Below are 20450 nucleotides of genomic sequence, written 5' to 3' on the forward strand. Positions count from 1 at the left end.
ACAAAAGTAAAAAAAAATAACCAGCATCATAGATTATGCTGGCAATAATGTACTTTCTTTGAATAATTTGCGAAATTCATCACCAGATAACACTTCTTCTTTAAGCAGGATACTTAAGGATTGATCAAAGATAGGACCGTGATCAATGAGCAGCTGTTTGGTACGGGAGAAAAGTTCATTTAATATCGCTGCGTTTTCTTTCGACATGTCCGCTTGAGAGACCATCTCCAGATGCACGATTCCGAGTTCTGTAAGTCCAGAGCTGATCATGGTCTTGACTATATCTAACGCTTGCTCAAAATCATTTCTCGAACCCGTACTGCGGCCCCCGTAGTAAATTTCCTCTGCTGCCGCACCGCCAAGCGCAATCATAATTTGAGCTTCTAAAAAGTCTTTGGTGTATAAGTATTGTTCTACTTGCGGGTTATGTCTTACATAGCCTAACGCTTGTCCACGCGGGCTTAATGCAACTTGTCCCACACTATTTGGACGTACAGCTTCTGCCGCAATGGCATGTCCTAATTCGTGTACGGCTACCCGTTTTTTCTCGTCTTCATTTGATTCTCTGTCTGTTTTTTCACCCATCATCACCTTATCAATGGCCATGGATAGATGTTTTTGTGTAATGTACTGGCTATCATCCCGCATCGCATAGATCGCTGCTTCGTTCATTAGACTTTCCAGTTGTGCGCCAGAGAAGCCATAGGATTCTTCTGCAATTTTGTCCATGTTAATGTTTTTATCGAGCGGCTTGTTTTTGGCATGCAGTTCAAGAATGTGTCTGCGTCCTTTTTTATCTGGCAAGTCCACTTGTATATGTCTATCAAAACGTCCTGGGCGAAGCAAAGCGCTGTCCAGCATTTCTTTACGGTTGGTTGCAGCTATGATTAGAATACGCGGCGCATCTGATGTATAAATCCCATCCATTTCCGTCAGAAGCTGGTTCAGGGTCTGATCGTATTCACGTTGTTGCCCGCCTTCTCGCTTACCGCCAATAACATCGATCTCATCAATAAAAATAATTGCATTTTCTTTGTTTTCCTTGGCTGCTCGTGTTCTCGCGTCACGGAATAACTCCCGAACACGGCCCGCACCTACACCTACATACATCTCTACAAATTCACTGCCTGATGTAGCAATAAACACGGAATTCGTGTAATGTGCTGCTGCTTTGGCCATAAGTGTCTTACCTGTTCCCGGAGGTCCGGTTAACAAGATTCCTTTTAAGGGACGGATACCAAATTTCTGTATTTCCTCATGTCTGATTAAAAAATCAAGAGCCTCTCTAAGCTCCTGTTTCGCACTATCTTGACCGCCTATTTCCTCAAAAGTGAGCTTCGGCGGACCTGCCTTTTTTCGTTTTCTTTCACTGCTTGCACCGACGGTCAGACCGCCGCGCATCTGCATGAGAAGAAATACACCTCCAACAAGAAGACCCATAAGCAATAAAGGAACTACATTTACCCCGATATAGACGAGAAATAAAATGATGACGGGCGTTGCTCCAATCAAGATTTCCTTGGTCCATTTAGGCATTTGGCCATACCCCCATCGTTGCCGACTGCCGCGGCAAAATAATAAACTTGCTAGCTTCTCCGTCAGATAAACTTACATACACATTCTGATCATCCATATCGTAATCTACTTGTATGCTGCCGTCGCTCATTTTCTGCAGTTCTTCAGGAATCTGCGTATATTGTCTTGTTTCCATTGCTTCTGCTACCGTAAATAAGGCACTTGACCAAAATTCGTCGAGTTCCTCTGTAGAATGATTTTTGACGTCAAGTTTAAGTTTCTTTCCCTTTAAATACGGATTTCCATCTGTATGAATAAGTTCAACTAGACCCCTAAGATTCGTTTGAGGTTCCAAATCGAGATTCAAAGTCACTTCCTTTGGGTTAATATCTATTTGAACATTGTTGACACCCTCGTATGTTGATACCAATTTGTCAATTGGTTTAATCATAGCCACCTGACGGTAGGCAAACCAGCCTCCAAACAACAATGTAGCAGTAACGAACAAAGATACTGCAATTGGTATAGGACGCAATTTCAAGTGACAACCTCCCTTGCTTTTTAGTCTTTTTATTGTTTTTACTGTAAATAAAATCTATAAATATAGCATAACATATCGTAAGCATGAAATCTAAACTATGAAATATTTTTCTATGTTACCACATAAAATACCCCCCGAATGATCTATATCGACCATTTGGGGGGTATTGGTTATATCTATTTTAATCCTTAATCGGGAAGTTGATATCCATTCCCTATTTCAGTTCCATCACTAAATTGGTAGAATCGATACACATATTTGCCATCTTGCTTATAAAAGAGCTGCCATACATATGTTTTATTGTAGTAGCTTGGATGCAAATGAATAATCTCTATATTGCCTAACTCTGCAGCGATTTTGGCGTACATTTCATCTTCAGAGAAACTATTCTCAATGAGTTCAGTATGAACACTATTCTTTCCACTTACTGGTTTATGATCCATTCCGAATCGAACCCAGACCATAATTGGCTTACTCTCGCTGTTCGTGCCTTCAATCGTCCAATAGATCGACTCTTCTCCCCAAACTGATTTCTGCGTTTTTGTAACGGATGTAAGCTGTGCCTGCTGCTCTGCAATCGATACCGCCAGGTCTCTTTCTGCCCACTGATCTTTCATTACATAAACATAAAATTGATAAATTCCAAATAAAATTAGTAATACGGTAAGAATACTAATGTATATCCACTTTTTACGATTTCTCCTCAAGGCGGGACTCCCTTCTCACCCTTCGTTCCGTTAGCGGGCTTTCAGTCCTTTAAATGCAGATTCTGCTTCACGCTTAATACGTTCTTCATCTAAAGTAAGAGCTTCACCATCTTTTAACAACTGCTTGCCATCCACCCAAACATGTTTTACGTCTTTAGCACTTGCCGAGTATACAACATGGGAGATCAAATCTGAATACGGCAAAAAGTGCGCCTGATCTAAATCAATCGCTATAAAATCTGCTTTTTTACCTGCTGCAAGCGTTCCCGTATCTTCAACATAGATCGATTTTGCTCCATATTCTGTTCCCATACGTAGAGCTTCTGTCGCTGGAACCGCCGTTGGGTCACCAGAGACTCCTTTATGGATAAGGGCTGCGAGACGCATCTCTTCAAACATGTCCAGATTATTATTGCTTGCAGGTCCATCCGTTGCTAAGGATACAACAACCCCCGCTTTTAATAAATCCGGAACTCGAGCTACACCGCTGGCAAGTTTGAGGTTACTTCCTGGATTGTGCGCTACTGCCACATTATATTTAGCAAGAATCTCAATTTCTTCGTCAGTTAAATGAACCGCATGCGCCACGAGAGATGGACGGGAGAAGAAGCCCAATTTTTCTAAGTGAGCAACCGGACGAAGTCCATAATCTTTCACATTCTGCTCTACCTCTGCCTTTGTCTCAGACATGTGCGTATGAAGCGGTAAGTCCAAGTCATGCGCCGCCTGAACAAATTTCTCAATAAACTCAGGTCCACATGTATACGGTGCATGAGGTGACAACATCGTAGTAATTCTGCCATTCGCCTGCCCGTTCCATTCCTTGGCAAAAGAAGTCGCTTCTGCAAGTTTAGCAGCTCGCAGTTCATCTGAACCGAATCCAATAACACCGCGCATCAGGCTTGCTCGTATCCCCGACTCCTCTACTACTTTAGCCACTTGATCCATCTGATCATACATGTCTAGAAAAGCGGTTGTGCCCCCTTTAATCATCTCCAGGATCGACAAGGAAGCTCCCCAGTATACATCGTCTGCCGTGAACTTCTCTTCCATTGGCCACATTTTTTCTTGAAGCCAGATTTGGAGTGCAAGGTCATCTCCATATCCTCTCAGAAGAGACATAGCAGCGTGACCGTGCGTATTGATTAGACCCGGAATAAAGAGTAAATTTTTCCCGTCAAAAACGGTTGTTTCTTCCTCCCCCTCAGGGAGTTTCTCGCCTATGTAGACAATCTTATCATTCTCTACAAGCATATACCCTTTTACGATTCGCCATTCTGGATCACTAACTGCGAATTGTCCGTTCTTAATAAGCCATTTATGACTATTCATCTTCTGTAACTTCCTTTCCTTCTTCGCTTTCCAGATAATAAGCAAGGCTTAATAGATCTGTTGTGAAATCGGCCGTATGGATCCGAATATGCGGCGGAGCTTTAATAATAATCGGTGCAAAATTAAGTATGGCCTCTATACCTGCTTCAACCATGCAATCCGCTACACGCTGAGCTTCAAAATCAGGCACCGTAATGATTCCAATTCGGATATTACGTTCTTTCACTGTATCCTGTAACTCTTCCATTGGCTGCACCGTAAGTGTATTGATCATCGTTCCAATTTTTTTATCATACGAGTCAAACACGGCAACAATCTTCATATTGTCTTTTACATAGCGGTTATAGTTAGATAAAGCTTGACCGAGGTTCCCTGCTCCAACGAGGGCAACATTGATGACTTGGTCAATTTTGAGGATTTGACGAATTTTATCGATAAGATAAGCAACGTCATATCCGATTCCTTTCCGTCCAAAATCGCCAAAATAAGCTAAATCTTTACGGATCTGAGCTGGATTTAAATCCAGTTTAAGTCCGAGTTCTTGAGAGGATACCGTTGTCACTTCTCTTTTATATAACTCCTGCAGATAACGCAGATATACGGGCAGCCGGCGAACGACTGCCTCTGAAATTTTATCCGACTTCAATGTTAACTCCCCCTTACATCAAAACACAAATTACTTATGTTCCGTCTTATTCTTTATTCGTTTCATGTTCCATCAGCCATTCACTAATCCTTGGAACCATTTTTTCCGTAACCATGTGTTCCATTTTGGGACCTGGCAGGGAGTACAAAAAGTACTTTCCATAATAGGATTCAATAACCCTTGTATCATAAACGATAACGATACCTCTGTCCTGTGCTGTACGAACGAGCCGGCCAAAACCTTGTTTGAACCGGATCACTGCCTGTGGAACAGAAAGTTTCATGAAAGGGTTTTTCTTTTCTTTTTCCAAAAGTTCACTTTTTGCTTCCACCACCGGATGGCTGGGCGGCTGGAAAGGCAGCCGCACGATTGCAAGGCAAGTTAAAGCTTCTCCTGGAATATCTACACCTTCCCAGAAGCTGCTTGTTCCAAGCAAGACAGAAGCCTTAGCCTCTTGGAACCGACGTGTAAGTTTGGTCCGGCTGCCTGTATCTACCCCTTGTCCAAGCACCGTGATGTCACTAGCTGCAAGTGCTTCTTTTAGTGGCTCATGCACTTGTCTCAGCATACGGTAGGATGTAAACAACACTAACATTCTGCCTTTGGTTGCCTTCGCTGTCTCTGCAAGTGAAGTCACCAGCATACTTACAAAGTGATCATCCCCTACACTTCCTTTTACGCTTGGAAAATCGCGGGGAATGACAAGAAGTGCCTGATCCCTATAATTAAATGGCGATGGCAGCAAGGACGTCAAAAGCCTGCCTTTTTCCTGTGCCTCTGATAGTCCGAGCTGATCGATCATAAACTGAAATGACTTGTCTACAGATAACGTAGCAGAGGTCAGGATCACACTGTGTTTTTTATCAAAAAACAGTTCCTTCAAATGTGAACTTACATCGACAGGAACTGCGTATAGCTGCAGAGACTTACTTCTAAACTGACCGCTTGCTTCAAGCCAGTATACGGTACCTGTATCGTCAAGCCGCATAAAGAGTCTCAGATTATCCCTAAGTTCTGCTAAGTCTCTGACAAGACCTGTGATATCCGTAATGAGACTATCTGACGCATAATCATCTAGCTCTTCTCTCACTTCTCCAAGCAGCTTATCTGCTTTGCGAACCATTTCGCCTACTGTGACATAAAACTGATTTTCATGTTTTGAGATTTTGTCCCATGCTTTTGGCTTTGATTGCGGCTTCAGTCTAAGTGAAAACTGTCCCGAATCTCCTGGCGCAGCATCCATTCTCTCTGGTAACAGCTTAAACAGCATATCACTCAGTGTATCCCATTCTTCCTTCGCTTCTAGAGCAAATGGGAACAATTCGTCAATAGCTGAAGTCCATTCCACGTATTTCTCATGTCCTGACTGATCAATTTGCTGACGAAGTGCAGGAAATTGACCGTTACGACTATCTTTAAACAGTCTTGTTAGCGTATGGACCACTGAGAAATATTTCATGTGCATCCCAAGATGTTTACCCGCTACGTCTTCTAGATGATGAGCTTCATCTATCACTAAATAGTCATAACTTGGAAGCAGTTGATGGCTGGCTTTCACATCTGTAAACAGTTTCGAGTGATTGGTAATTACAACATCTGCAATTCCTGCTTCATGACGTGCACGATGATAAAAACATTTTTTAAACCAAGGGCAGCTCCGTCCTAAACAGGATTCAGACTCGCTTTGTACGGTTTCCCAGAAATCTGTTCCCCGGTGGCTTAAGTTTAGTTCTTCATCATCTCCGGTTTCTGTTTGCGTGAGCCAGACGAGCATCTGAGCCGCTGTAAACACATCTTCTTTGGGTGTAGCAAATTCTTTATTATTCAGCTTCTGTTCAAACTTACGCAGACAAAGATAATGTCCACGACCTTTGAAGATCGCTGCTTTAAAAGGAAAAGGAACGACTTTGGTTAACAAAGGAAGATCACGTTCACGCAGTTGTTCCTGCAGGTTTATCGTGTGTGTACTTACCGTAACCTTCGTCTCCTGCTTAACACTTTGGTAAATTGAAGGCAACAAATATCCAAGGGATTTACCTGTTCCTGTTCCTGCCTCAATTAGTAAATGCTTGTCCTCATATAGAGCTTTATTCACTTCGTCAAACATCATGTTTTGCGCTTCCCGTTGTTCATAGTTGGGAAGTTTATCTTTTAAGTTCTGTTGAACCTTCTCCATATACGCGCTGAACGATTCATTCTCCAAAGGGTTCGGTGCATGTTCGTCCCGCGGCGGAGCAATCGTAGACCAATCATCAATGGCGAGCGCAAGTTGTCTGTAATATTTCTGACCGTCCAGATCCTGAATCGGCTCGCTTTCCTTCTCTGTCAGCAGTCCATCCAAAAACCAGCCGAAATCACTTTCCTCTGCAGGAAAGAGATCCGAGAGACGCTGCAGTGTAATCAAAGGTAAACCTCTCAGTTCGTCTATACTTTTAAGAAATACATGAGCGGTTGCGAGTGCATCGCTATCCGCTTGGTGCGGTCTGTCATGTTCAAATCCAAATTCAGTTGAAACATAACCCAGCTGGTAAGAGGAAAGCGAAGGAAAACAAATTTTTAAAAAGTCCATCGTATCCAAAATACGGCCTGTAAACGGCAGGTATCCGCATCGATCTAATGCATTTTGCAAAAAGTAAAAGTCAAAAGCTACATTATGGCCAACAAGTACAACATCATCCAGCAATGGAACAAGTTCCATCATCATTTCTTCAAGATGAGGTGCATCTTTGACATCGTCGTCCGAAATTCCAGTAAGTCCAGTAATAAAAGGTGGAATGGGAACGCCGGGATTGACATAAGAGCTGTATGTCTCTTTTATACTTAAATCATGATCTATTATGGTAAGTCCAACCTGGGTAATTTCACCATCAGACTGAGTACCTGTTGTTTCAAAATCAAGCACGGCAAATTTCATTACAATTAAACGTTCCCTTCATCCAGTCTCTTTAGTAGCATAGCAAAAAAAAAGACTTTTGAACATTAGAGCACAAAAAAAGGACGATGCCAAATGAAGAGACATCGCCTTTTTGATGCACTGCACTGCCTTTTAATGCATCTCTAGGAGAGAGCAAGCAACTGAGTTCCATAATGGAGTTTTCCGCTATTGGATCTGCATGCTTCCAGATTATACAGCGGCTCTTGCAAACTGGGATCAAGCTTTAGAGAAAGGGCAAAACAGGAAAGTGCTTTCTCGAGATCCGTATGTTTGGCATGGATACAGCCAAGTGCATTATAAGCCAGCGCTTTAAGTCTAGGCTGATCGCTGTTCAGCAAAATTCGATTCAGTTCCTTTGCAGCGACATGTGTTTCTTCTAAATGAAGATACGACACAGCTAAATACAGACGGGACATTAAACTTTCCGGGTACAATTCAACGACTTTGTTAAATTCTTCAGCCGCATGTTTATACATAAGAAGCTTAAAATACCCCTGTCCTTTGACAAAAGATTGAAGCTTGAGTTCTGGAATCATGGTAAAGGGATCCGTTCCGCGGAACAAACCGCTTTCCCGTATCCGAGCCATTTTTTCTTCAAATGACATCCACTCATCCATGATTCCATCGCTCATCTGTTTTAGCAAATTCCACTTTCGTAACATCTCTTGTTTCTTAACGGCAGGTGCAGCAGAATAATACTTTTCAATCTCGTCAAGCGCATCATTCATTTCGGCGAATAAATATTGAAACATGGCTTGCATCCCACCCTCGGTAAAATGGATTAGTGCAGTAACCTAATCACATTTTCTGCGTAATGGGCAGTTTTCATTCCTTATTCCCATGGATTACATGATCGTAGCGTGAACTTCCTGTTGAACCGTTTGAACCGGTTTGTTCGCATCATTAACAAATACGACAGTTGGCTTATGACTTGCCATCTCTGCTGCATCCATCATCGCATAAGAGATAATAATAACCGTATCTCCCGGCTGAACAAGACGAGCTGCAGCACCATTCAGACAAATCGTTCCAGAGCCGCGCGGGCCGGGAATAACATAAGTCTCTAGTCTGGCTCCATTATTGTTATTCACAATCTGAACTTTCTCGTTCTCGAAAATATCCGCTGCTTCCATTAGATCGCGATCAATGGTAATACTTCCTACATAATTTAAATTTGCCTCTGTTACCGTTGCACGATGTATTTTTGATTTCATTAAAGTTCTAAACATGTGAGACCACCTTCACTTTCTGTAAACGATGATTATCGATCAGACGAGTTTTGCCGAATTTAACGGCTAAAGCCACAATCACATCTTCTAGATCGGTAAGTTTCTGTTCTTCATGTACCGGCTGCAAGCCGGGGAATGTCAAAATTTCCACATAGTCAATTACGGCAACAGGTGATTTCTTGATCTCTGCAGTAACCAGACTGCGAAGCTCACCAATAGTGATATCCGGACGTTCTTTACTTGCTTTCTCAGCAAGTGAAAGAGAACGTGATAAGCAGAGTGCCTGCGAACGTTCCTCACTGCTCAGATAGACGTTACGAGAGCTCAAAGCGAGCCCGTCGTCCTCTCTCATGATCGGGCAGGGAACAATGGTTACAGGCATATTTAAATCCGCAACCATTTGCGACAGCACTGCCACTTGCTGCGCATCTTTCATACCAAAAAATGCGAAATCAGGCTGTACGATATTGAACAGTTTGGCAACCACCGTAGTTACCCCGTCAAAGTGACCTGGACGAGAAGCACCGCATAGGCGTTCTGTCAGACCAGCGACCTTAATCGTTGTCTTCGTAGGCTGTGGATACATTTCTTTAACCGAAGGAATAAATACAATATCTACTCCTTCTTTTTCCGCTACCGCAAGATCTCTCTTCTCATCACGCGGGTAACTTTCGAAATCCTCATTTGGACCAAACTGGATCGGGTTCACAAAAATACTAAGAACAACAATATCTGTTTTGTTTCTTGCTTGTTTCATCAAACTGGCATGACCTTCATGCAGGTAACCCATTGTCGGCACAAAACCAACCGTTACTTCGGGTTTAGAAATCTGCTTTTTCATTCCTGCAATTTGTGATCTTAGCTCCTGAATAGTACGAACGGTAATCATCTTAATTGTCCACCTCTGCTTTACGATTTCCGTACAGCGATTCAACGACACCGTCTTCTGCCGTAAATACATGTTCCTGTGCTGGGAAAGATCTTTCTTTTACTTCTTTCACGTAGTTTGCAATGCTCTCACGAACGAGGGAACCTACATCACTGTACGTTTTCACAAAGCGCTTCGGAATATAAGGGGAAGCATACTGAACAATATCATGGAACACAAGAACTTGCCCATCGCATCCACGCCCTGCACCAATACCAATTGTCGGTATGCTAAGCTCACGAGAGATTGCTTCCGCTACTTCTTCAGTTACGAGCTCCAGTACTACTGCAAAAGCACCTGCTTTTTCTAGAGCCTTAGCGTCTTCAAGCAGACGTTTTGCATCTTGCGCGTCTTTTCCTTGTACTCGGAATCCACCAATTTGATTCACAGACTGAGGCGTTAGTCCAATGTGTCCGAGAACAGGAACACCTGCAGAAACAATGGTACGAACGGTATCTGCAATCTCAGCTCCGCCCTCCAGTTTTACGGCATGGGCATGCCCTTCTTGCATTAATCTGCGAACACCGCGCAAACTTTCGTCAATGCTGCCGTGATACGTCATAAAAGGCATATCTGCAACAATAAATGTATGCTCCGCCCCGCGTGCAACCGAGCGGCTGTGGTAAACCATATCATCGAGTGTTACAGGAATTGTAGAGTTATATCCAAGCACGACGTTACCAAGTGAATCTCCTACAAGAATCATATCTACTCCCGCTTCCTCAGCAAGTAACGCGGAAGGATAGTCGTAAGCAGTCACCATTGTGATCGGCTCTTTATTTTCTTTCATTTTTTTCATTTTTACGATATTAAGTGGTTTTTTCACTGCAGCCATTTGGTGTGGCTCCCTTCTGTTCTGATATTGACCGTAAGTCTTTAGATGTTAAAAAGCGTAATGTCCTACGGATTCTCATCAGCTGGGCCCTGGAGGTTTAGATATTGAACACACAAAAAAACCTTTTAGTTGTCACTAAAAAGGTCCCAAAAGTCAAAAAAGAGTCACTTAACGATCGTCCCTTCTGTCTCGGTCCTCTTCGGCTCAGAGCAGAATCCAACAAACCTATAAAATATAGATTACAAAGAAACTAACTTATTGAGTGCAGTTCAAATGGTGATCATTTAATACCGCCTCAAGAAGAAAGTATACCAAAAAAAGATCAAATGTCTATGCCTCGGAATAATTAATCTAAAGCATACAGGATGAACCATAAAAAGATGGATGGAGAAGCCATCCTGTTATCGAATATGTTTACAGATTGCTGCCCTTATTGTATTATCTCCACTTCACCGGAAAAAATAGTAGAATTCATTCCTTCTTCTGTCAGAACCATAAGGCCTCCGCTGTCGGATAAACCAATTGCCGTTCCTTCGATCACCTGGTTGAGCGCTACCGAGCGCACTTGTTTCCCTATAGAGGCCGATAAAGCTTCCCACTCTTTCAAGATCGGAGCAAATCCTTCCTTCTCATACTGCAAATATCTTGCTTCGAGTTCATTCATCACCGCGCCGATCAGTTTGGACCTAGACACAGAAGTTCCCGCTTCCATTCTCAGAGAAGTAGCTATACTTCGCAGTTCTTCTGGATAATCCTGTTCTGACAAATTAACATCAATGCCAATCCCTGCAATACAATACCTAACCTTGTTATCTTCGGTAGCTGCTTCAAGAAGAATACCGCACACTTTACGGCCGCCAATTAAAATATCATTTGGCCACTTGAGTCCTGCTTCCACTCCTGTAACTGTTCGAATTGCACTGCAGACAGCTACGCCTGTTAACAACGTTAACTGAGGCATAAATCTAACCGGCAGTTCCGGGCGTAATACCAGACTCATCCAGATCCCTTTTCCAGCAGGAGAGAACCAGCTGCGTCCAAGACGCCCTCGCCCGCTCGTCTGCATATCCGAGATCACCAGCGTCCCTGCTTCGGCTCCTTCTTCTGCAAGTTTGATTGCTTCGATCTGCGTAGAGGTTGTTGATTCCAGTATATGAAGCCTGCTTCCAAAAACGGCTGTGTTTATATGTTGCATAAGATCCTTATGCTCATACTCATCAGGTTTGTAGAGTAAACGATATCCTTTACGGGACACCGCTTCGAATTCATAACCGAGCTCACGCAATTGGTTAATTTGCTTCCATACCGCAGCTCTGCTGATGGATAATCGGTTACTGATTTCTTCTCCGGAAAGAAATCCATTTGACTTTTCATCAAATAGATCGAGCAACATTTTATACTTCATCTTCTATCACCTTCTTCGCTAAATCTAATAGAGAATCGTGATCATTAGGGATCTGTCCCAGTGCTACGATATGTAAAAGTCTCTTCATGGTTAAACCGAGCCAAGGCCCGCCCTTGCGCCCTGTGACTCTCATCAAGTCCGCCCCTCCGAGCGCCAGATCTTTTACGTGATATACATTCATTTCAGCAGTCCAATCTTCCGCTTTAAGAAGCAGCAAGGGACAAAGGTTGCGATATGCAGGAGAAAAGATATCCTCTTCCACTGCTATTTCTCTATTGATCTGTATCCAGTCTTGAGCCGCTTCTCTTCCAAACCGAAGAACTAGGGGGATCCAGTCTGTACGCAGCAAATGAAAAAGTTCTGTTTTCTCAAGCCGCTCCATGTGTAAGGCGAGTTTTTCAAACAAACTCATAATATGCTCATGAAAGGCTAACATATTTGTTATTCGATCACGTGATTCGCCTGAAAATGTCCATTCCCGAAGTAAGGTACCCGCATCCGATGAACCCATCTCAAGTAACAACAACAACAATTCATATCGATAAATTGCTTGCTGCGGAAGTTTATCTAGATATCCAGTAAGATTGCGGTCCAATGAAGCAAGGCGAACGGGAGACTTCACATATTCTAGTATGCGGCTGTCCATTAGAAGCTGAACACCTTTAGAAGGAAAAGGACCCGCCATCATTTTATCCATCTCCGTACGAACTCGTTCCATCGCTATGTAAGCGAGTTTATCACGCTGAAGAATCATTCCTGACCAGGTATCTGACTCCAGTCCAAAATTGAAAACCGAAGCAAAACGAACGCCTCTCATGATGCGAAGGGCGTCTTCTTCAAATCTTTCTTCTGGGGTCCCGACACACTTTACAGTACCTTGTTTAATATCCTCTTGACCGGAAAAAGGATCCAGCAAATCGCCGTTTACATTACGGGCAATCGCATTCATCGTAAAGTCTCTTCGTTTTAAATCATCTTCTACTCGATCCACAAAGTGAACTTCGGTCGGGCGGCGAAAATCTTCATAACCGCTCTCCGTACGAAAAGTCGTAACTTCATAATGATGTCCGTTACTTCGCACCGTAACTGTCCCATGCTGAAGCCCGGTAGGAATGGAGTCCGGAAAAAGAGCAATAACCTGTTCAGGCGTTGCCGAAGTGGTGATGTCCATGTCCGTAACCGTTCTATGCATAAGCTCGTCCCGCACACATCCACCAACAAAAAAGGCATCGTAACCATGGTCGTTTAGTTTTTGCAGCACTTGTTCTCCTCCAGCGGCCATTGCTGGAAGCGTATAATTCCACTTCTTCATTCCACTTACTCCTTTACCGAACCTCATCCACACAGGATTTTTTATAAAATTGATGCCGATTTTTGTGTTAATACCCGTTCATAAATACGTTCATACTGTTCCGTTATTTTATCAATATTAAAGTTTACACTTGCTCTTTCAAGACAAGCTTTTTTGAATTTGTTCATCAGTTCATCATCCGTTAGCAAGCGGACAGCATCTTTTGCCATTTGTTCCGTATCTCCAATCGGGGATAACATCCCTGTTTGACCGTGTAATACGAGTTCCGGAATTCCGCCTGCCGTAGATCCGATCGTGGGTACACCGCAAGCCATTGCTTCAAGAGCAACAAGACCAAAGCTTTCTTTTTCAGATGGAAGTAATAATAGATCAGCCATTGAAATTACCTGGGCCACATCATCTTGCTTTCCGAGAAAGAGAACTTTTTCAGATAGACCAAGCTCCTGGATTTTACACTGAATTTTAGGTAAATCTGGTCCTTCACCAACAAGTATCAGCTTTGCGGGAAGCTCACGCTGAACTTTTGCAAACACATTAATCACATCCAGGGTTCGCTTCACTGGACGGAAATTAGAAATATGCATAAGCACTTTCTCTTGATCACTTACATAATCTCTCCGCAAAGATGAAACTTCTCTTGGATAATACACTCTCTCATCCACAAAATTATACGTAAGATCAATATCTCGCGTAATATCAAGCAGTTCATGCGTCTCGCGAATCAAATCATTTGAGACCGCTGTGACCGCATCGCTTTTATTAATAGCCAGCTGTATCAAGTCTTTGAGTGATTCATCCTGTGCAAGTACCGTAATATCCGTCCCATGCAGAGTGGTCACGACTTTCAATTCATCTGGCACCATTTGTTTGGCCAAATAGGCACATACCGCATGAGGTACCGCATAATGCACATGAAGCAAGTCGAGCTGCTGTGCTTTGGCTACTTGAGCCATTTTTGTAGCTAATGACAAATCATAAGGAGGATAGCGAAAGACGTAATAATCGTTCACTTCCACCTCGTGATAAAATACGTTTTTATGGAATTGTCCAAGTCGAAAAGGTATACTGTTCGCAATAAAATGAACCTGATGCCCTCTTTCGGCGAGCCTTTTTCCAAGCTCAGTTGCTACGACACCCGAACCGCCTAAAGACGGATAACAGGTAATCCCGATTTTTAAGTGTTTACCCGCTTGACTCAAAGAAGGGCCTCCTTTTACTTAAGAATAATGTATGATCCGAGCTTACGATTCGGAATCTGTACCGTCGGTACCTGGTTTGTATTTATGTACAAGCTGACGCCATGCGAAATCTCCACGATCCAGCGCCTTTACCAAAATTTCAGCCGTAGCTACATTGGTGGCAAGCGGAATTCCTTGGACATCACATAGACGAAGTAATGCATTGATATCCGGTTCATGGGGCTGTGCCATTAATGGATCGCGCAGGAAAATGATTAAGTCCATCTCATTTTGAGCAACAAGTGCACCAATCTGCTGGTCGCCGCCAAGCGGGCCTGACATAAAGCGATGAATTTCCAAATTTGTACCTGCCATGATACGCTGCCCGGTTGTCCCCGTTGAATAAAGCTTATGTCCAACAAATACGTGTTCATATGCTGTTACAAAGTTAACCATTTCATCTTTTTTACGGTCATGTGCTATGAAAGCGATTTTCAACATATCTGTTCTCTCCCTATGTCTATAAATTGAGGCTTTTTAAACAACTAGTCTATAAAATGATCGAATCCATAAACCATTCCGGTATATTCCATTACTTTTTGAATTCCGATCTTAACGCCTGGCATATAACCGGCACGCTCATAGGAGTCGTGTCTAATCTTCAGCGTTTGTCCGAAGTCACCAAAAATAACTTCTTGCTGTGCAAATACGCCTGGAAGTCTGACACTATGAATACGGAAACCGTTGTAGTACCCGCCGCGTGATCCTTCTATGGTTTCTTCTTCTTTTGGATTACCTTGGCGGATTTCTTTGCGATTCTCTGCGATCATCTCAGCTGTTTTTACAGCCGTTCCTGATGGTGCATCGAGCTTCTGATCTCCGTGATATTCAATAATTTCGAGGTTTGGCAAATATTTCGCCGCTTGTGCAGCAAATTTCATCATCAGGATCGCTCCAATTGAGAAATTTGGTGCGATTAGGCCGCCAATCCCTTGTTTTTGACATTGCTTGTCCAGTTCCGTAATCTGTTCGGTCGTAAAACCGGTTGTCCCCATGACAGGTCTAACCCCATGAGAAATGGCCAGGGAGGTATGCTCATAAGCATATTGAGGTGTTGTGAAATCAACCATGACATCAGCATCGGTCTGACTCAGCGCTTTTTCAAGCTGATCCATAACGAGAATTCCGCAAGGTTCAAGTCCTACCAGTTTGCCGGCATCCGTACCTGCTTCGGAACGGTTCACTGCAGCAACAAGTTCTAATTCCTCATCCTGAAGCACAAGTTTAACAACCTCGCGCCCCATGCGCCCCCCTGCACCTACAACAATAACTTTAATTTTATCAGCCAAAACGAACACTCCTTAGATAAACTAGGTTGATGGTTTCTGGAAATATGTTCTCATCCGTTTATTAAAATCATGCAATAGATCTGTTAATTGTTCATTTTGCGGTTCCATCGCGATTGCTTCCTTTAATACAGCAATAGCGAGGATATATTCATTCATCTCGGCATATGCGATGGCGAGCCATACATACGCTTCTGTATAGAGCGGATCCAGCGTAATCGCCTGTTTCAATTGCTCCAGTGCCTTATCATAGTTCCTCTTTGGATCTGCATTTGACGACTCAATGAGAACACGAGACATGGCAGTCAGCTTTTTGGACTGGAGACGATTGATGTGGATGAGATATTCAATATGCCCTGGTGCGATCTCAGTTGCTTTGTTTGCGTGAACAAAAGCCTGATCAAGCTTTCCATTACGAGCATACGTAATCGAACAGCGATAATGGATTTCTGGATTATTTGGTTCCTCTGCTAATGCCGTTTCAAACCAGTAGACAGCCCGTTCAAAGTCATTATGAAAAATGGCTTTATACGCTTCTTGAATGTAGTCGTCAGCCTTCACGTTAGCTTGCACCTCCCGTATCGTCGGTCAGTACAGCATATGTAAGAATGGCCTAATCGGTGTCCTTTTTCGTCCAGCGATCCTTATCTCGCGTATTAAATTTGTGCATCACTTTATCATGAGCTTCGGTTAGATCAATTCCGAGCGAATTGGCAAAACAAATGGTTATAAACAAAATGTCACCAAGCTCCAGTTCTATGGAATTGTCCGCTTCCGTTGCTTTTTTAGGTTTTTCTCCGTACTCGTGATTGACTTCACGTGCCAGTTCTCCGACTTCTTCCGTCATTCGAGCGAGCATCGTCAGCGGGCTGAAATAACCTTCTTTAAACTGGGAAATGTAATCGTCCACTTCTTTTTGCATTTCTAATAAAGTTTTTTCCATGTGAGCATACTCCTTACTGACCAATGTTTATAACTCACTTCATCCATATGTTAACGTATTGAGAAAGTGAAAACAAATCATTTTTTAAACTTCCCATGAAAAAGGCATACTACATTTGAGCATTAGGCAAATCTAATACTAGTGAGGGATTCATTCAAATGAATAAGATTACAGCGCAGTTAAAGATCATTATACCAATCCTCCTCGGCACCGCCATTTTTGCGTTCGGTCTCCTGTATTTCATTATTCCGAATCAGTTGATGGAAGGTGGCGTCACGGGTATTACCGTGCTTCTTAATTATGCTTTTGGTATATCTCCTTCCCTATCTACGCTCATCATTAATATCCCGCTGTTTCTGCTGGGATGGAAAGTTTTTGGCGGAAGACAAATTATTTATACCGGTGTCGGAATCATCGGTCTTACCATTTTCCTTGGTTTATTTGAACGTTTAATAGACGCAGGATATATCGTTCCTTTGCAAACAGAGCATGATCTACTGCTTGCTGCACTTTATGCCGGTGTTACCATTGGTCTTGGTTTAGGGATTGTATTTCGTGCAGGGGGGACAACCGGGGGTTCTGATATCATTGCAAGAATTCTGTCCAAAAAAACGGGGCTCAGTATCGGACGAGTTATGCTCGCCATTGATATTGTTATTATTGGGTCTTCCCTTATTTACATACCTATTGAAAAAGTCCTGTATACGCTTATTGCCGTATTTATCGGATCCAAGGTTATTGACTTCATTCAAGAAGGGGCATATGCTGCCAAAGCATTTACGATCATTAGTGATCATGGCCCTGAAATTGCGGATAAAATAACCAATGAGATGGAACGCGGGGTTACGCTGATTCCAGCGGTTGGAGCCTACTCTAAAAAAGCAAAACATGTTGTTTACTCTGTCGTTTCTAGACAAGAAATGAGAGAACTTCATCAAATTGTAAGATCCATTGATCCAAAAGCATTTCTCATTATTAATGAGGTGCATGATGTCCATGGAGAAGGTTTCAAAGAAGCAGAAAAATAGCCCGGACATCCGGACTATTTTCTCTTTTTTCTTTTTATTATATCTGGCTAAAAATAGGATTGATGATTCCCTTTGTACTTACGGTAACCGACGTATGCCAGCACTGCCACAATCGCAGAACCAAGGAATAAATTAGCTGCCCATGGTTCGGGTCCTGCTGCAAAGGGAACAAAAGCGGTTGCATCCTTCTCCCTGCCAAATAGAGCATTCGCAAATTCATCCCCCTGCTTTAACGTATCGAGAATGTCTTGTTCTTTTGCTCCATTACTCATAGTAAGTCCCTTTAGATAAGACATCCAGGAATCAAATCTTTCAATCTCATAAGGTTGTCTCCGAATGATCGCTGCAGGACGAATTGTTTCATAATGACTTTCCAGTTCCATATAATTTGCAGTGATATCGGTTCCTGGTTCATTCTTTACTCTTTGTTCAATAGAGGATAAGTCTTCTTTCATAATCTTGTAGTATTGAAGCCACAGCGGCTTATCCGGATGAGCCAAGCTATCCACGGCAAGTCTGAGTTTGGCAGACGCATGCTGTAATGAGTCCGATGCAGCCTGCACACTGGCAGCAGCTTCTTTCACTTCGACAATCGTCTCCGTGAGAGCATGCATCCCTTCTACTGTAGTTAACCCATCGAATGAGAACCGCTCTACTTGACTCGTTAAATCCTCTACATCTTTCCGTACCGCAGATAGATTATAATCGAGCGCATTCCGGTATAAGGAGGTTGCGATCTGATTGAGTTGTTCAGCACCGCTTACAAGGCTTGGACTCGCTTCCTCCGAACTTTCCGCATATGCCGTGTTCAGCAAGAAATTCTGACTCAGTAGTGTACAACATAGTAGACCAACCATTAATAAGGAAGAACGTTTTATTCGAAAAAACAAGGACATCCCCTCCTACTGTATCGTATGAAGAGAGATGTCCACCTAGAACTATAACCGTTTCGCCTTCTTTAAGGCGACCCAGCCTGCTATAAAACTAAGAATCGTCAGTGTGAAGGTAAAGGTTCGTACTTCACTCACGTAATTATGAAGCTCATAAGGAAGATACGGATAAATCCCAAATGTGTAATCCATGACATCATTTAAGAGGGTCCACCCTCCTGCTACAATCAGACTAACCATTCCAAATCCAAAGAACCGAACATAGAGAAGTGCCTCTACTGCCATCGCTAAGTGAGAAGCGATCAGCATAAAATCCTGCCAGATCATATCTCCTCCGAAGGACCATCCTGCTACAATCATGCTCACTGCCCATACCCCATATTTGACAGATGTCACAACAGCAAGGCCCTGAATTACATGACCAACCCCTTGCAGCCCGCGTTTCTGAGGAGGGTATAACAGAAATAAAAGGGATAGCGTAAAAAATAAACTAGCAGTAGGGCTATCCGGTACAAAAACAAGAAGTGCTGCCGGATAATTTTGAAAAGTGTATAGAAGCTGATTATCATACCATATGTATCCATATACTGTACCTAGTAAATTACACCAAAATAAGAGCCATAAAAATCCGCGGTTCATCAGCACAGAGCGGCTCCAAAAAAAAGATAGGGATAACACGTGCCGTACATCCTCCTTTTATAATCTGATCTTCATTTCGAAGAATGATGGTGAATGAGTTCTCTCTAAAAAGGGCCTGACTGCTCATAGATGCAGTCAGGCCCTTTTCGGTAACCTGTATTCTAATATTACTCTGCCGTTTTCTGGGAAGCAAGCCAGTCTGCAAGAGTGTCAATATCTTTGTCTGTTAAACCTTTGGCGATATTGTCCTCATATTGAGGTTGCATACCACCAATACCGTCATGAATGATACCAAGAATCTCTTCTTTGCTGTGTGCATCACCGATTCCACGAAGTGAAGGTCCCGCTTGACCTTTCAAGTCGGCGGCATGACAAGTGACACAAGTTGCTTTTTTGTAAATCTCAGCACCCGCTCCGTCCTTGTCTACAATGGCAACTTCTTCTGTAGAAGGTGCCATTGAAGTCGGAAGACCCGCATTATGCTTCTCAAGAGCTTCTTCCTCACGTGCAATATGTTCTGGAACTTGCCCCGACTTATCAAGCTCATGTTGATAATGAGTCCATGCTACATTAGTCAGATAGAAGACCGAAGCAATGGATAACAGCATAAGCGTTGATGCAATAGGTCTCTTATAGAAACGGCGTTCTTTCCCCGTATCTAAAAAAGGTGCAAGAAGTAAAGCTCCAAATGCTACACCTGAAACACCGAGTGTACCAAGTACAACATAATCACCAGAAGCATAAGGATATTTCAAGTATTGATATAAGAATAAAAAGTACCAGTCAGGCATCGGTATTACCGATGCACCAGGGTCAGCTGGATATCCAAGCGGTGCTGGTTCTGAAATCGTAAGTACCAGAAAGCCAACAAGAACAACGACCCCTACCATCCATTCTTTTAACAGAAAGTTTGGTATAAAAGCCTCTGATTTTCCCGGATAAGAAGTATAGTCAGGCGGTGTAATAAATCCCATACCTTTACGTACCCTGGAATCTCCAACAAAAACAACTTTTTCGTCTGATTTTTTCCCGTGTGCCATA

General features: G+C 42.9%; 21 protein-coding genes. 1 reads left to right on the forward strand and 20 read right to left on the reverse strand.

Annotated features, from left to right (window positions below):
- Nucleotides 1-33 precede the first annotated feature (33 nt).
- The 17 genes from QPK24_RS16045 to QPK24_RS16125 form a co-directional block, all read right to left on the reverse strand.
- Entirely contained in the window at nt 34-1536 is a 1503-nt protein-coding gene (locus QPK24_RS16045) for an AAA family ATPase (protein WP_285742770.1), read from the reverse strand.
- Nucleotides 1529-2056, reverse strand: coding sequence for a hypothetical protein (locus QPK24_RS16050; RefSeq protein WP_285742772.1), 528 nt, complete (start codon nt 2054-2056; stop codon nt 1529-1531). Before QPK24_RS16050 ends, QPK24_RS16045 begins: the two co-directional genes overlap by 8 nt.
- Before the next feature lie 188 nt (nt 2057-2244).
- Complete coding sequence (locus QPK24_RS16055) at nt 2245-2763, reverse strand: cell wall elongation regulator TseB-like domain-containing protein (RefSeq protein WP_285742773.1); 519 nt, start codon at nt 2761-2763, stop codon at nt 2245-2247.
- A gap of 30 nt (nt 2764-2793) precedes the next feature.
- The gene (locus tag QPK24_RS16060; protein ID WP_160033188.1) at nt 2794-4095 is read right to left on the reverse strand and encodes an amidohydrolase; all 1302 of its coding nucleotides are present in this window, start codon (nt 4093-4095) and stop codon (nt 2794-2796) included.
- Complete coding sequence (locus tag QPK24_RS16065) at nt 4088-4741, reverse strand: redox-sensing transcriptional repressor Rex (protein WP_285742777.1); 654 nt, start codon at nt 4739-4741, stop codon at nt 4088-4090. Before QPK24_RS16065 ends, QPK24_RS16060 begins: the two co-directional genes overlap by 8 nt.
- Nucleotides 4742-4787: 46 nt before the next feature.
- The gene (dinG, locus tag QPK24_RS16070; protein WP_285742779.1) at nt 4788-7655 is read right to left on the reverse strand and encodes an ATP-dependent DNA helicase DinG; all 2868 of its coding nucleotides are present in this window, start codon (nt 7653-7655) and stop codon (nt 4788-4790) included.
- Between the two features lie 143 nt (nt 7656-7798).
- Complete coding sequence (locus QPK24_RS16075) at nt 7799-8428, reverse strand: tetratricopeptide repeat protein (RefSeq protein ID WP_285742781.1); 630 nt, start codon at nt 8426-8428, stop codon at nt 7799-7801.
- Nucleotides 8429-8521: 93 nt separating this feature from the next.
- Entirely contained in the window at nt 8522-8905 is a 384-nt protein-coding gene (gene panD / locus QPK24_RS16080; RefSeq protein WP_160033195.1) for an aspartate 1-decarboxylase, read from the reverse strand.
- Nucleotides 8898-9794: a pantoate--beta-alanine ligase gene (gene panC, locus QPK24_RS16085; protein ID WP_285742786.1), complete on the reverse strand. Its 897-nt coding sequence runs from the start codon at nt 9792-9794 to the stop codon at nt 8898-8900. The genes panD and panC overlap by 8 nt, the downstream gene beginning before the upstream one ends.
- A gap of 1 nt (nt 9795) precedes the next feature.
- The gene (gene panB / locus QPK24_RS16090) at nt 9796-10668 is read right to left on the reverse strand and encodes a 3-methyl-2-oxobutanoate hydroxymethyltransferase (RefSeq protein WP_285742789.1); all 873 of its coding nucleotides are present in this window, start codon (nt 10666-10668) and stop codon (nt 9796-9798) included.
- Between the two features lie 430 nt (nt 10669-11098).
- Nucleotides 11099-12073, reverse strand: coding sequence for a biotin--[acetyl-CoA-carboxylase] ligase (locus QPK24_RS16095; protein ID WP_285742791.1), 975 nt, complete (start codon nt 12071-12073; stop codon nt 11099-11101).
- Nucleotides 12063-13385: a CCA tRNA nucleotidyltransferase gene (locus QPK24_RS16100; protein ID WP_285742793.1), complete on the reverse strand. Its 1323-nt coding sequence runs from the start codon at nt 13383-13385 to the stop codon at nt 12063-12065. The genes QPK24_RS16095 and QPK24_RS16100 overlap by 11 nt, the downstream gene beginning before the upstream one ends.
- A 41-nt stretch (nt 13386-13426) precedes the next feature.
- Nucleotides 13427-14584 carry an N-acetyl-alpha-D-glucosaminyl L-malate synthase BshA gene (gene bshA / locus QPK24_RS16105; RefSeq protein WP_285742796.1) on the reverse strand — a complete coding sequence of 386 codons (1158 nt, stop codon included), beginning with the start codon at nt 14582-14584 and terminating at the stop codon, nt 13427-13429.
- Nucleotides 14585-14626: 42 nt separating this feature from the next.
- Nucleotides 14627-15064, reverse strand: a complete 438-nt coding sequence (gene mgsA / locus QPK24_RS16110; RefSeq protein ID WP_285742798.1) for a methylglyoxal synthase — start codon at nt 15062-15064, stop codon at nt 14627-14629.
- A 44-nt stretch (nt 15065-15108) separates the two neighbouring features.
- Nucleotides 15109-15912: a 4-hydroxy-tetrahydrodipicolinate reductase gene (gene dapB, locus QPK24_RS16115; protein WP_285742801.1), complete on the reverse strand. Its 804-nt coding sequence runs from the start codon at nt 15910-15912 to the stop codon at nt 15109-15111.
- A 21-nt stretch (nt 15913-15933) separates the two neighbouring features.
- Nucleotides 15934-16470, reverse strand: coding sequence for a tetratricopeptide repeat protein (locus QPK24_RS16120; protein WP_285742803.1), 537 nt, complete (start codon nt 16468-16470; stop codon nt 15934-15936).
- 52 nt (nt 16471-16522) lie between these two features.
- The gene (locus tag QPK24_RS16125) at nt 16523-16852 is read right to left on the reverse strand and encodes a nucleotide pyrophosphohydrolase (RefSeq protein WP_191799271.1); all 330 of its coding nucleotides are present in this window, start codon (nt 16850-16852) and stop codon (nt 16523-16525) included.
- Nucleotides 16853-17010: 158 nt separating this feature from the next.
- On the opposite strand from QPK24_RS16125, the gene QPK24_RS16130 reads away from it, so the two are divergent.
- Complete coding sequence (locus QPK24_RS16130; protein ID WP_407082920.1) at nt 17011-17880, forward strand: YitT family protein; 870 nt, start codon at nt 17011-17013, stop codon at nt 17878-17880.
- A 47-nt stretch (nt 17881-17927) separates the two neighbouring features.
- Here QPK24_RS16130 and QPK24_RS16135 read toward each other — a convergent pair whose 3' ends face one another.
- The 3 genes from QPK24_RS16135 to QPK24_RS16145 all read right to left on the reverse strand — a co-directional run bounded on the left by QPK24_RS16135 (nt 17928) and on the right by QPK24_RS16145 (nt 20449).
- Nucleotides 17928-18770 carry a sporulation protein YpjB gene (locus QPK24_RS16135; protein ID WP_285742808.1) on the reverse strand — a complete coding sequence of 281 codons (843 nt, stop codon included), beginning with the start codon at nt 18768-18770 and terminating at the stop codon, nt 17928-17930.
- A 48-nt stretch (nt 18771-18818) separates the two neighbouring features.
- Entirely contained in the window at nt 18819-19409 is a 591-nt protein-coding gene (locus QPK24_RS16140; protein WP_285742810.1) for a DUF1405 domain-containing protein, read from the reverse strand.
- A gap of 167 nt (nt 19410-19576) precedes the next feature.
- Entirely contained in the window at nt 19577-20449 is an 873-nt protein-coding gene (locus tag QPK24_RS16145; protein ID WP_285742813.1) for a menaquinol-cytochrome c reductase cytochrome b/c subunit, read from the reverse strand.
- Nucleotide 20450: the final 1 nt, after the last annotated feature.

Origin of the sequence: Paenibacillus polygoni (assembly GCF_030263935.1) — a bacterium.
Taxonomy (GTDB): domain Bacteria; phylum Bacillota; class Bacilli; order Paenibacillales; family Paenibacillaceae; genus Paenibacillus; species Paenibacillus polygoni.